General features: G+C 34.6%; 14 protein-coding genes and 2 tRNA genes. 4 read left to right on the top strand and 12 right to left on the bottom strand.

Annotated features, from left to right (window positions below; genetic code table 11):
- Nucleotides 1-20: 20 nt before the first annotated feature.
- The 11 genes from B6C84_RS03850 to B6C84_RS03800 form a co-directional block, all read right to left on the bottom strand.
- Entirely contained in the window at nt 21-452 is a 432-nt protein-coding gene (locus B6C84_RS03850; protein WP_065579090.1) for a PTS sugar transporter subunit IIA, read from the bottom strand.
- Between the two features lie 17 nt (nt 453-469).
- Complete coding sequence (locus tag B6C84_RS03845) at nt 470-1,468, bottom strand: SIS domain-containing protein (RefSeq protein ID WP_086353961.1); 999 nt, start codon at nt 1,466-1,468, stop codon at nt 470-472.
- Between the two features lie 2 nt (nt 1,469-1,470).
- Entirely contained in the window at nt 1,471-2,550 is a 1,080-nt protein-coding gene (locus tag B6C84_RS03840) for an SIS domain-containing protein (protein WP_065652022.1), read from the bottom strand.
- A gap of 16 nt (nt 2,551-2,566) precedes the next feature.
- Nucleotides 2,567-3,388, bottom strand: coding sequence for a PTS system mannose/fructose/sorbose family transporter subunit IID (locus B6C84_RS03835; protein WP_065652021.1), 822 nt, complete (start codon nt 3,386-3,388; stop codon nt 2,567-2,569).
- Nucleotides 3,369-4,202, bottom strand: coding sequence for a PTS mannose/fructose/sorbose/N-acetylgalactosamine transporter subunit IIC (locus B6C84_RS03830; protein WP_034903231.1), 834 nt, complete (start codon nt 4,200-4,202; stop codon nt 3,369-3,371). The genes B6C84_RS03835 and B6C84_RS03830 overlap by 20 nt, the downstream gene beginning before the upstream one ends.
- Nucleotides 4,203-4,219: 17 nt before the next feature.
- Nucleotides 4,220-4,687, bottom strand: coding sequence for a PTS sugar transporter subunit IIB (locus B6C84_RS03825; RefSeq protein ID WP_086321077.1), 468 nt, complete (start codon nt 4,685-4,687; stop codon nt 4,220-4,222).
- A gap of 14 nt (nt 4,688-4,701) precedes the next feature.
- Entirely contained in the window at nt 4,702-5,385 is a 684-nt protein-coding gene (locus tag B6C84_RS03820) for a GntR family transcriptional regulator (RefSeq protein ID WP_065613640.1), read from the bottom strand.
- Nucleotides 5,382-6,104, bottom strand: coding sequence for a GntR family transcriptional regulator (locus tag B6C84_RS03815; protein WP_133052291.1), 723 nt, complete (start codon nt 6,102-6,104; stop codon nt 5,382-5,384). The genes B6C84_RS03820 and B6C84_RS03815 overlap by 4 nt, the downstream gene beginning before the upstream one ends.
- Before the next feature lie 641 nt (nt 6,105-6,745).
- Nucleotides 6,746-6,822: transfer RNA gene (locus B6C84_RS03810), tRNA-Pro, on the bottom strand.
- A gap of 31 nt (nt 6,823-6,853) precedes the next feature.
- Nucleotides 6,854-6,929: transfer RNA gene (locus B6C84_RS03805), tRNA-His, on the bottom strand.
- Between the two features lie 124 nt (nt 6,930-7,053).
- A complete protein-coding gene (locus tag B6C84_RS03800; protein ID WP_065652020.1) occupies nt 7,054-8,349 on the bottom strand; it encodes an L-cysteine desulfidase family protein in 1,296 nt (431 codons plus the stop codon).
- A gap of 381 nt (nt 8,350-8,730) precedes the next feature.
- Here B6C84_RS03800 and B6C84_RS03795 point away from each other — a divergent pair, with 381 nt between their 5' ends.
- Nucleotides 8,731-9,411 carry a response regulator transcription factor gene (locus B6C84_RS03795; RefSeq protein WP_034901087.1) on the top strand — a complete coding sequence of 227 codons (681 nt, stop codon included), beginning with the start codon at nt 8,731-8,733 and terminating at the stop codon, nt 9,409-9,411.
- 18 nt (nt 9,412-9,429) lie between these two features.
- On the top strand, nt 9,430-10,734 hold the full coding sequence (locus B6C84_RS03790) for an ATP-binding protein (RefSeq protein WP_086321079.1): 1,305 nt from the start codon (nt 9,430-9,432) through the stop codon (nt 10,732-10,734).
- Here the strand turns inward: B6C84_RS03790 and B6C84_RS03785 are convergent.
- The gene (locus B6C84_RS03785) at nt 10,731-11,480 is read right to left on the bottom strand and encodes a M15 family metallopeptidase (protein WP_065613636.1); all 750 of its coding nucleotides are present in this window, start codon (nt 11,478-11,480) and stop codon (nt 10,731-10,733) included. The genes B6C84_RS03790 and B6C84_RS03785 overlap by 4 nt on opposite strands.
- Nucleotides 11,481-11,583: 103 nt before the next feature.
- On the opposite strand from B6C84_RS03785, the gene rlmN reads away from it, so the two are divergent.
- The gene (gene rlmN / locus B6C84_RS03780; protein ID WP_086353960.1) at nt 11,584-12,774 is read left to right on the top strand and encodes a dual-specificity RNA methyltransferase RlmN; all 1,191 of its coding nucleotides are present in this window, start codon (nt 11,584-11,586) and stop codon (nt 12,772-12,774) included.
- Between the two features lie 19 nt (nt 12,775-12,793).
- Entirely contained in the window at nt 12,794-13,408 is a 615-nt protein-coding gene (locus B6C84_RS03775; protein WP_086321082.1) for a hypothetical protein, read from the top strand.
- Nucleotides 13,409-13,412 lie beyond the last annotated feature (4 nt).

Below are 13,412 nucleotides of genomic sequence, written 5' to 3'. Positions count from 1 at the left end.
AGTTTTGTGTGTTGTCAATTTTAGAAATCTTCATCACTTGGTTCATCTACTGCCATTGCTGCCATATTATACCGCTCAATCCCTTGAGTTCCGGCTTGTATAATATCTGGTAACAATGTTACTAGATTTGCGTCAGTGCGTTGCATAAAGGTTTCTAACAACATAGGAACATTTACACCAGTGACTATTTCTATAGTAGGAAAATCAGCCATCAATCTAACTAAAGTATTAAATGGTGTGCCACCTTTTAAATCAACAAAACAGACAATTTCTGAGCCAAAATGCTGTAACTCTTCTAGCTTTTGTTGCAGTTGTTGTTGAAAATCATCTGTTGATTGCCCCATTGCAAACGAAACCGCTTCACACTGAGATTGTTTACCACAAATCATTTCAGTCGTTTCAATTAAGCTTTTCGCTGTTGAACCATGTGTACTGACTAATACAGAAATCATCGATTTAAGTTCCTATTTTAGTAATCTAAACAACGATAATAACGACGGATTGACATTGGATGACGATTTAAATGTTCAACATAAGCATCGATACGATTATTGATAGCACGGAAAACAAATGGTGAAAGATTTCCACGATATTTTTCTGATATACCTGGTAATTCATAATCTTTGGTATCAATAATAGTATAATTACCACAAATTTGCGGTAAGAACTTAGCGACTCTTTCACTTAATGGGCGTTGAGTATCTTCACCGACATAAACGGTTACTGCAGTATCACGATCAATAACTTCTAATGTACCATGGAAAAATTCTGCTGACTCAATTGATTTTGAACGTAACCAATGTTGTTCTTCCCAATAACACATAGCATGAGAATAAGTTGCCCCCCATTGATTACCCGCGCCAACAAAATAGTGCATTGGATCATTATGATGTTTTTCAGCAACTTCTTGACCAAATTTATCGGCTTTTTTCGCAACTGCAACAATATTTTTAGCAAAATGTTGATCCATTTGTTGGTAGAACTCGTCATAATCAGGAAATTCTCCAGCTAAAAACATTAAACGATCAGCAGTCATAAAGAATTTTAATTGTTCATTCATTGGATAAACAACTACATGATCGGCCATATTTCCTAATGGAGTATCGGCTTTATCCATGAAAGCAAATACAGTTGAACCCACTTCTTTTTGGATTTTATCAATAGCAGCAACCACTTCTTGTGTTGTGCCAGTTACTGATGAAATAATGATAAGCGTATCTTTAGTAATACGTTTGTTACCAGTTACTAAATATTCAGCAGCGTGTTGCACAAAGGTCTCAATCGCTGTTTTTTCTTTCATATGTACAACTGCTTGCATTGATGATGCATAAGTACCACCAATACCTAACCAACAAACGTTGCTATAACCACGCGCGTGGATTTTATCAATAAATTCATTGATTTGTGGTCTTAATGCTAATGCACCATTCATGCTGTCTAGTTCTTTCTTTTCGTCATATTTTCTCATTTTTAAATCCTCTTAATTTTCGAGCTAGTTATTTCATCAAATTCTGGATAGGTTGATTTTTCAAGGTTATGACCTTTTAATCGTGAAACTTGGTAACTTAATAGATGAATTGGTATTGTCATAAATAGTGATGCGTACAGTTCATCTATATCAATATTAAGACACAAATCGTCTTGTTTAACGTTGCTACTGTTATTGGCGTAAATCGTAGAAATATTTTTAACATGTTTAGTTAAAAATACTTTTAACAATTCAGCACGGTTAGATAACACGCCATGTGGTTCAAGAAAAACGATATTATCATTCTCATGTAAACCTAAATATGGACCATGCATATACTCTTCGAGCTCTTTACCAAAAGCACTATTACGTATAGTTTCGGTAAACTTTGTTTCACCTTCTCGAGCAATACCATAGGTTGCACCGTAGCCAATAAATATGACTCGTTGAGAATGATAAAATTTGTGTTGATATTGATTTACCCAAGCTTGGGATTGTTCAATAACTTTAGGTAGCAAACCTGCAACTTTTCTAAGTTGATCGAAATAACTAGCAAATTGTTGATCATCCATGCTGCCATTTTTTTGTGCAATGACTAAAGCAATAATTATCAAATCTAGAATCGTAACGCTATAACCAGCACTGACATAAGGCATTTCCTCAATAGGAATGCCCATAGATAACACATTATTACTAATTTTATATAATGGACTATCAGGATTGCTGGTAAGCGTATAGATAGTTTGATTATTCTTGATAAACTCTTCAACTAAATGAATCGTTGAATAGCTTTCACCCCCTTGTGAAATAGCAAAATAGAGGGTATTAGGATCGCTGTAATGTAAATAATTAGCAGCGATTGAAGGATCTTCAATATAAACGGGAACCTTTAAGATTTTACTCATTAAAGGTCTCGCCCCATAAGCTGCGTTAGAACTTGAACCTGTAGCAAAGATAACAATTGAGTTAAATTGTTTAACTTTACTTAAATCAATAGTATCAACAAACAATGTTTGATAATTGTCTAAAATGCTTTGATAGTATTCAGGTTCTAATGCTACATAATCAGCAATACTTTTCATTACATCTTCCTTTTTATTAACCTAGTAATCCACTCCAAGCACCAAAGATACCAATACCTGCAATCATTAATAAGATCCAATGTGCTTTTAGCCCTTTTCTGTCTAATAAAAAGATAAATAAAGTAAATAACAACGGTAATATTTGTGGAACAATTCCATCAAAGATGTCTTGTAACGATGTTGCATCAGAGCCTGAGCCAATGGTTAGTGGCATATTTAATGTTACCATCGTCGCCACCATGGCCCCTACAACCGAGAGCCCCAAGATAGATGCGCCATAAGACAATTTATCCATCAAGCCAGTTTTTTGTACTTTTTCAATAAAAGATGCACCAATGTTATAACCAATAAATAGACCAAAATAACGAGCAATAATGGCTGGAATATTAAAAATTAATAAAAATAGCAGTGGCCCTAAGATATTACCTTGCATCGCCAGTGAAGTACCAATACCTGTTGCAATAACCCGTAATGTTCCCCAGAAGAATGAATCTCCCAAACCACTTAGTGGTCCCATTAATGCAATTTTGACGTCATTTATTGAACTTTCATCAAAATTTTCATTTACGGCATTTTGCTCTTCCATAGCAATAGAAATACCTAATGGGAAAGTAATTAACCATGGCGTAACATTATAAAATTCTAAATGTCGTTGATAAGCAGTAGTTAATTGTTCTGGTTTTTGGCTATAAATTTTTTCTAAAGCAGGACGAATCGCAAAAGAATAACCTAGATTCATTTGTCGTTCATAGTTCCATGACCACTCAGCAGTGAAAGAGCGCCAAAATGTTCGCATTAAATCCTTTTTAGTAATTAAATTAGAATTCTTCATCTTCATAATTGATCTCCTGTCCTACTAAAGCATTGCCTGATTGATTATTAACTTCTTGATTGTCTGAGGTGGTAAGTTTTTTGCCGGTAAATGAAGAGTAACCGGTAAGAATTAACGCCATACAAGCGCCAAAAACGGCAACACCAGTGACAGGTACTTTCATATATACTGCTACAGCAAAACCAAGAATAAAGAATGTTGCATTGGTTTTTTTGATCATAATCTTCATTAACATAGCAAAACCAAATGCAGGTAATAAGCCTGTTGCAATTCCTAAACCGTTAATGACAAACTCAGGGATCACATCAAGTAAGCCTTTTATTGCTTCACTTCCAAATAAGTAAGAAAAACCAACGACTAAGCCAATTGGTAGGTTGATAGAAAAGAAACCGCCGAAAATATTCATGCGATCAACGCCTTTACCATTACCTTCACTAGCATACTTATCTGCTTTATGCACAAAGTAAGGTAAAATGAACAAGAAACATAAGTTTTTAACCACTAAAACCAAAGAAGCAATTGGAATCCCTAAAGTTAAGGCAACTGCCGTACTTTTACCGGCACCAATCGCAAACGCGGTTCCTAATACACTACCTGAAATAATTTCTGGAGGGATAGATGCACCAATAGAAAAAGAACCAACAAACGCCAACTCTAATGTCGCACCGATAATAATTCCTTGTGTAACATCCCCCATTACTAGCCCAGCTAAGGTACAAGTAACTAAAGGTCTTGATAACATAGATGAACCTAAAAAGTATTCACCATTGGCTAACATAGCAATCAAGGCCAAAATAATTGCTGTAATAACAATACTCATTTTGTATTCCTTTTTGTCTATTTTTCAAATTTTTGCTTAGATTCACTTGGGATCTGTTGTATATACACTTCAACACCATCTTGTTGTAATCCAGCTAATAAGTCTGCTTCTAACTCTGTCAAATTAATTGTTTTAGAATAATTTTTGGTCCCTTCACGAGGTTTAGTTCCTCCTAAATTAAGACTAGTTATTTGTCCTTGAGTTCCTCGGATGAGTTTTTCTGCATCTTCTATCGATTCCACCACAATTAACATCTGATATTTATCTGTTACACCAGAATTAATAGCACCAATACTGTCATCAATTGACTTCATGACTAGTTTGGCATTTTCAGGTTTAGCTAATCGAATCGCTGATTTACGAAATTCATCATTAGCAACAGCATCGTTGGCAACTAAAATAGTATTAGCTCCAACATTATCGAACCATGAAACAACAACCTGACCATGCAATAAGCGGTGATCGACACGTAACAATTTAATCATTGGTTTTCTTCCTCCTAGGTGAAATCCACCACATATTTGGTATTACTAGCGAATTTGTATTCAATAGCAATCGGTTCGCTATTTATATCAAAATAGTGATTAGACACTTTAAATAATGGTTCATCAATTTGGCAGCGTAATTGCTTAGCCAATTCAGCATTGGCAACAATTAGCTGTAAATCTTGTTCTAATTTATCGACTTTTTTCTTACCCGAATTAGTAATTTCAAGCGCTGATAGCACTTTTATTATTGAAACTTGAAAATCAGGAAAATAGTGAAGGGGTAAAAGAAAAATCTCTTTTACTACACTAGTTTTAGCAACTTCTAAAAAACTAATATAATAAATTAGTGCTGACGGTTTTATCTTTAATAATTGGCTATAGTAAGGGCCAGCTTTTCTTAAATAATTCTCTTTAAGAATTTTTTTATGATGTTGATAAGTGCCAGGTTTAATAATACCAGTCATCTCAAGAATATTTTGGGTAGACAGCATTGGTGCAACAAATAAACCAACCCCTTTTTTTCGTACAACCAAATTTTTTTCTACTAATAGGTCAATGGCTTTACGAACAGTAGTACGACTGACATCAAAATCTTTTTGTAATTGAACTTCTGGGGAGAGCTCCGCACCCACACCATATTGACCCGAGTTGATCTGCCCCATTAAATGATCGGCAATTTTTTCAAACAATTTCATAATTGTTTTTCTCCATAATTGAAGATATTTTTCGCCGATAGATGATATTTAAATCGTTTTCCTGCTAGATATTGCTCGGTATGTTCAAATGGTTGAAAGTTAATATCAAAGCTATTACTCGATACTTTATAAATGGGTGTCCCTTCAATAACCTCTAAATATTTGGCTTTATCTTCGGTTGCTGACTCATAAGTAATTTCTTCACGACCGTGACTTGGCTTGAATGGATAATTCTCTTTCAAAAATTGATAAAGAGAAACATTATTTAAATCGACTTGTTCTAAGCCTTTAAATCTATTAGATGGTAAATATGTTACTTCGTAGGAAAGCGGAGTTTTGTTTAATATCCTTTGCCGAACAATTCTAATCAATTTTTCATTTGTACCAAAAAAAGATCTCAATTCAGCTGGCATATTAATAATTTGATTGGTGAGAACTTTAATATTAAGGTCAATATCGTCTTCTTTTTTAACTTCTTCACTGAAAGAAGACATTTTTAACATATTAATTTCAAAAATTTTATGCGGTTCCACATCAGTATCGTTTTGGAATACATAACCTTCCATAGCTAAATCATTTAAAGCGTTTCTTATTGTTGTACGACTTACACCAAAATGTTCTGCTAGTGCACGTTCTGTCAATTTCTTACTGACAATAGTCGGATTAGCTTTAATCTGTTCTTCAACATAAGTTTTTGAAGCTATTTCACGATATTCCAAAAAACACACTCCATTGATGGACTTTTTTATAAAATAGATATACGTTAATATAACGTAAACATTGTTAAAAAATAAACAAAAAAATACATGTTGTCAATTTTAAGTACCAAATTTGTTGTATAGATCACAGTTTTTATCATTATTTATAATTAAATCAATATGATATATTTTAAAATGTATGTATTTATTTGATTTGCAATAAAGAAAGACTTGAAGAAAACTCAATGTAAAAACGCAATTTTATCAAGTCATAAGAAGGAACTGAGTATAAAGCCTTTATTGAGTTAATTATAAAGAGCATGGTAAACATGCATAGTTACAGCTTAGCTAATTTAGAAGAATAAAAATGTCTAGTCGTTGCTAAAGCAACGCTGTCTTGTGCTGCTCGGCTTGAACCTCTTATCGGTTCGAATCAAATGCACCGTTGTAGTAATAAAAAAGCCCACTCAAATGAGTAGGCTTTCTTATTAAATTGGTCGGCGAGAGGGGATTGACTCGCATTTCATGCTCGCCCTACAGATCGTTGCTCTAAAGCTACGCAGTCTCGTGCTACTAGGCTCGAACCTCTTATTGGTTCGAATCAAATGCATAGTAGTAATAATAAAAAAGCCAACTCAAATAAGTAGGCTTTTCTATTAAATTGGTCGGCGAGAGAGGATTCGAACCTCCGACCCACTGGTCCCAAACCAGTTGCGCTACCAAGCTGCGCTACTCGCCGTCAGAAATTGCTTCACATTCTAAATATAAAATGGGGTGGCTAATGGGACTCGAACCCACGACAACTGGAATCACAATCCAGGGCTCTACCAACTGAGCTATAGCCACCATAGAAGCAGGACGAAATATTACGCATAAAAAATAATATTGTCCAGCATATTTTTTAAAAATAATACCAATTGGTTATATTAAAAGCGTTAAAAGGTTATTCTTTTAGCGTTTCCCCAAAAAATTAGGCTTTATGCGACATAATATCAATTATCTGAGTGTCAGTTGCTTTCATACTATTACTAACAATCGCCCCTAAATTATTAATTGAAGTTTCAACACTATCACAAACAATACCTTCATTACCTGTAACACGAATTCGGTTTAGTGCCATTAATACAGCTTTAAATCCGGATGAAACCGAAGTTGAAACTTTCATTGCACAACTATTTGATGCACCATCACAAATTATTCCAGACAAATCACCAATCATGTTACATATGGCCATATTAACTGGCTCATATTGGCCTTTACCCAGTAACCACGCCATACCGGCAGCCGATCCCATGGCTGCTGTTGAGGCTGCACAAAGTGCAGATAATGGCGGAAATTTACTATGAATATAAATGGCAATGGTATGTGATAAAATAAGTGCTCTAGCTAATTGCTCTGGTGTTGCATCTAAATAATCGGCAACAACAACGACCGGCATAGTTGCAGTAATACCTTGATTGCCTGAACCTGAATTACTCATAGCCGGTAACGTTGCACCGCCCATACGAGCATCTGATGCAGCAGTAGTACGAATAATTACTTTAGACAATAGATCATCGGCTAATAAACCATTTTTAGTTTGTTCATGTAATGTCGCCGCAATACTTAAGCCATAATCTCGTCTTAATCCTTCCTGAGATAAGGCATCATTTAATTCTGCTGAGTGTAAAATAAATTCGATATCAGCAAAATCAGCCTGCGAGGCAAAATCATATATCTTTTTTACTGACATCAATTGGATAATAGCTGCATCTTTCGGATCATCTTGCTTTTGATTATTGGCTTTAAAAATTATTTCACCATTTTTTTCAATCAAAATCACATTAGTGTGTGAGTTTTCAATACAGATGCGGACATGATCGTGACTAGTATAAATATTAGCTTCAGAATAAATAGCAGTATTATTATTGGCAATTTGCACATTAACTTTATGCTCATTGAGCATCGTTTTGGCTTGTTCGATTTGTTGTTGAGTAATATTTTTAAGGACTTCAAGACCAGCCTCAGCATCACCACCAATAGCACCAATGGCCGCTGCAATAGCTAATCCCACCATACCAGTACCCGGAACAGTAACCCCCATGCCGTTTTTCATAAGATTGGGGGAGACATAAGCATCAATGTGGCTAATTTCGTTTTTATCAATATATTGAGTTGCCGTAGCAGCAGCTAAAGCAAGTGAGATAGGTTCAGTGCAACCAAGTGCGGGCAAGACTTCATGTTTCACCAATTTGATTAATTGTTGCCACATTACTTGTTGTTCCATTTTTTATCTCCATATTACTAACATTAGTGTTAGAAAGTGAAACATTTAGCCACAAAATTAAGTGATTATTTTATTCTATTTAACTTGAAAACTAAATGTTAAGCTCACATATTAAAGAGTAAGTGAACATAATTTATCAGTTTTATACTGATTTTATTAATACGTTATACCACTATAAACAGATTTTTATTCAACCATTTTTTGTTTAAAATATATACGACAAAAATATACTAAATCTGAAACATCTATACTTAACTGCATAGTAAATAAATTAATCAGGAATAGTTCAAAATATGTAATATTTTAGTAAAACCACCTGACTTTTTTTTTATTATTGCAATAATGTAACTATCAAAAATTAAATAATAATGGCGAGATATGATAAATATTTTATTAATTGATGATGATGTAGAATTATCACAAATGCTTAGCGAATATTTAACCAATGAAGGTTTTAATATTAAAAGTGTTTATTTAGGTAAGGATGGTATTGATGAAGCACTGTCAGGTAAATATCGTGCAGCAATTTTAGATGTTATGTTACCTGATATTAATGGCATTGATGTCCTAAAAAGCATTCGTCAACAATGTAATATGCCAGTTATTATGCTAACTGCTAAAGGCGATAATATTGATCGCGTATTAGGGTTAGAATTAGGTGCTGATGATTACATTCCAAAACCATGTTATCCTCGTGAGTTATTAGCGAGATTAAGAGCGGTATTACGTCGATTTGACGAACGTTCAGTCGAATTAGTCGATGAGAAAAAATATCATTTTAATGGCTTAACTTTAGATCTACCACAACGACTTTGTACTTGGAATGGTCAACCAATAGATCTCACCTCTACTGAATTTAACTTGTTAGTTTTACTGGTTAAACATAGTGAGCGGGTAGTAACTAAAGAAGAATTGTCTGAAATAGGTCTAGGTCGTGCTCGAGAATTATATGATCGCAGCGTCGATGTTCATATCAGCAATATTCGCCAAAAACTACATCAAGTAGCACAAAATGATGTGACTATTGAAACAATAAGAGCGGTTGGCTATCGTATCCGTTAATCAAACCATAGGTTTGCTATGAATCGTCGATTATTTTGGAAAATATTGGTTATATTTTGGATAATTTTTTATCTTACCTTCCAATTAACTTGGATTGCTTTCTCTTATTATATAGAAAATAGAAATCAACGATTCTTAAATCATATGCCAACTAAAGTGGATATGATTGCTCAATTATTGCATGTTGCCGGTGAAGATGAAACACTCAATTTTATTGCCCATCTACCCGAACGTGAGCGAGTTTTATTGTCAATAAAATTGGTGTCTCCGCAATATGATCAAGTTAATATCATCACAGATGAATTAGAACCTAGCGCTTATGTATATCAAAGGATGGCAGTAGCACCTGATGGCACCCTCTATTCGGTATCATTTAAAGACGATAAAACAGATCACAGCAATAGCAAAAATAAAACTTTATTTAATATGCCGACCCCTATTTTGTTAATGGGGATCTGTGTTGGTTTAGTATTCAGTCTATTTTTAGCATGGAACTTAACTAGACCAATGAAATTACTAAGACAAGGATTTTTCCGCGTCTCGCAAGGCGATCTGTCGGTTAGGTTATTTAAAAAGTTAAAACCTCGTCGTGATGAACTGAGTGAATTAGGTAAAGATTTTGACATGATGGTTGAGCAACTCAACATCTTAATATCTGATCGACAAGCGCTACTTCATGATGTTTCTCATGAACTCAGAACCCCTCTGGCCCGCTTACAATTGGCAATCGGTCTTGCCCAACAAAATAAACAAAATATCGATACAGCTTTAGCTAGAATTGAGTTAGAGTCGGAACGATTAGATCAATTAATTGGTGAAATTCTCAATTATTCACGTGCTGAAATGAATAATCGAACCGATGAATATTTTGACTTAAAAGAGTTAATTGGTGTTGTAGTTAATGATGCCAACTATGAAGCCAATCACCAATCTATTGAAGTAGAGTTTAACTTATCATCAATTAATCACTCTATTGTTAAAGGTAATTCTGAACAGATACGACGCGCGATTGAAAATATTATTCGTAATGCTATCCGCTTTTCTAATGCAGGCCAAACAGTTGAAGTATCATTAAAAGAAGCAGGAAAATATTTACAAATTGAAGTTAAAGATCGTGGGCCCGGTGTTGATACCAGCAAATTATCGAGTATTTTTGAACCCTTTGTCCGTATTCAGTCAGCACAGTTAGGTAAAGGCTATGGACTAGGTCTAGCCATCGCCAGAAAGACCGTTATTATGCATAACGGTACTATTCAAGCTAATAATCGCGATGGTGGTGGTTTAGTGGTAACAATCAAACTACCTTATTGGCGAAAAAATTAATAACAATCCGGATTAACGGTTAATACATATTCTTTTACCAGACTTTCTAAGGTAATTTTATCGTAACCAGTAAAATTCAGATTTTGCATAATCATCTGTGGATTGCTGTCAAGTATTGCTTTATATTCAGCAATATATTGTTTGGCGATTGGTTTATATGACCAATGCCACTCTTCTGGCAAATAGCCCCCTTTTCGCCCCTCATTGAATGGTTGGCAAAAACCATATTTCGGTAAGTTTTCACGAAGCCATTTATACAAAATAATTCCCTGTTTATCATTTTTAAAATATTCAGACGATACACTAGTAATATCAATATCTGTTCCCCAATGATGTCTTGATGTACCAGGCATTGAAGATAATTTTAAAATTTGTTCGGCAATTTTTTGTGGATTATTCAACTTAGGTAATAATGCATCCCACTTACGTTGCCAAATACCATTTTGATAGGTGTAATTACGTGTAGCACTCACTACAATAAAAGGAATATTAGGATAAGATTTTTTAAAATCATTATAAGCCTTAATCAACTGCTCAGTTGGTTCCTTCTGTAAATACATACCTTTTTTGTTTACTGGTAATATTGTTGAATCGAGAGCAATATAATTACTATCTTTTTTTTCATCAAATTGCCCAGTAAGTTTATTTAATGGAATAGATTGTGCCATAGCAAACGTTGAACATAAGAGTAAAGTTAAAGTTGAGCTAAAATGAGTAACTGTTTTCAATGTTATTATTTTTTTCATCATTTAGATTCTAATTAATATTATATTAGCCAGACAGGGTGAAAACCAGTATAATCCTTTCCCTAAAAATTGAAATAGCCATAATGTGTAAAAACGAGGCCATATGTTAACATCAGCTACACACAAATCGTCTGATAATTGTTCGGACGTGACAAATACAACTAATCAAAACACCACCAATCTAACTAACGAAAAAATAAACTTACTTAACTTTACCAGACAACAGTTAAGAGAATTTTTTATTTCGTTAGGAGAAAAACCATTTAGAGCGGATCAAGTGATGAAATGGATCTATCATTTTGGGATAGATGATTTCGATCTTATGACCGACATTAACAAAAAATTACGCGAGCAATTAAAAAAATTAGCTGAAATTAAAGCGCCTAAAATTGCCATCGAACAACGTTCATCTGATGGCACCATAAAATGGGCATTAGATGTAGGCAATAATCAAATGATTGAATCGGTTTATATTCCTGAACGTGATCGTGCGACCTTGTGTGTTTCATCACAAGTAGGCTGTGCTTTGGAGTGTAAATTCTGTTCAACAGCGCAACAAGGTTTTAACCGTAATTTAACTGTATCTGAAATTATTGGCCAAGTTTGGCGCGCATCAAATGCCATTGGCGTAACAGGTAAATTAGCCGATCGACCTATCACTAACGTTGTTATGATGGGAATGGGTGAACCTTTACTTAATTTATCCAATGTCGCACCAGCAATGGAAATTATGCTAGATGATTTTGGTTATGGTTTATCCAAAAGACGCGTGACGCTTTCTACTTCTGGTGTCGTACCTGCTTTAGATAAATTAGCTGGCATGATTGATGTAGCATTAGCTATTTCATTACATGCACCAAATGATGAAATTCGTAGTGAGATTATGCCAATTAACCAAAAATATAATATGGCAATGTTACGTGATTCAATTTTACGTTATCTTTCAACCTCGAATGCTAATCATGGTAAAGTGACCATCGAATATGTATTACTCAACCAAATCAATGATAGTGTCGAACATGCCCATGAACTAGCTAAATTCCTGAAAAATGTACCAAGTAAAATCAATTTAATTCCATGGAATCCTTTCCCAGGTGCGCCTTATGCGCGTTGTTCAAACACCCGAATTGATCGGTTTATGAAAACATTAATGGGTTACGGATTTACAGTTATCGTTCGGAAAACTCGTGGCGATGATATTGATGCAGCTTGTGGTCAACTTGCAGGCGAAGTTGTAGATCGTACCAAACGAACGCTTTATAAAAAGCAAAATCTTGTTCAACAAATCGCCTAAAATAACCAAGGAGTTGTACATGAAAAACGCATTAATAGCATTAAGCAGTTTGGCCATGCTGATGCTAACAGGTTGCCAAATGAATGGTCGTGAGGATTTTGATCCAGAAACCGCTGCATTAGCAAGAATGCGATTAGGTTTAGGTTATTTAGCCAAAGCCAATGAATCTGAAGATAACGTTAAAGCGGCACATTATAATCTAAAATTGGCCGCTCAGTATTCACCCAATAATCCTCAAATCATGCTAGCAATGGCAATGTTTGATCAACATGTTGGTGAATATAATGAAGCTGAGATGATTTATAAACGAATCACATTAATGCAACCAGGTAATGGTTTATATCGTGTGCACTATGGTTCCTTTTTATGTGGTAGAGATCGTTACCAAGACGCAAAACAACAATTTGCCAAAAGTCTAGAACTAGATAGGCACCGCTGGAAAGCAGATACCTACGAGCAATATGGTTATTGTGCTATCCAAAACGGCGATAAAAAAACTGCAGATCTAATGTTTAAACAACTTTTTGCATATGATGCAAGTCGTCGCAGTAATGTAGCAAAAACGGCCGAACTTTATAAAAATAAAGGCGACAACAAGATAGCTAACTATCTATTTTTAGTATCAAAAAAATAAATTA

Origin of the sequence: Gilliamella apis (assembly GCF_002142155.1) — a bacterium.
GTDB classification, from domain to species: domain Bacteria; phylum Pseudomonadota; class Gammaproteobacteria; order Enterobacterales; family Orbaceae; genus Gilliamella; species Gilliamella apis.
The sequence above is the reverse complement of the archived record's forward strand: the minus strand, read 5'-3'. Positions and strand labels throughout refer to the sequence as shown.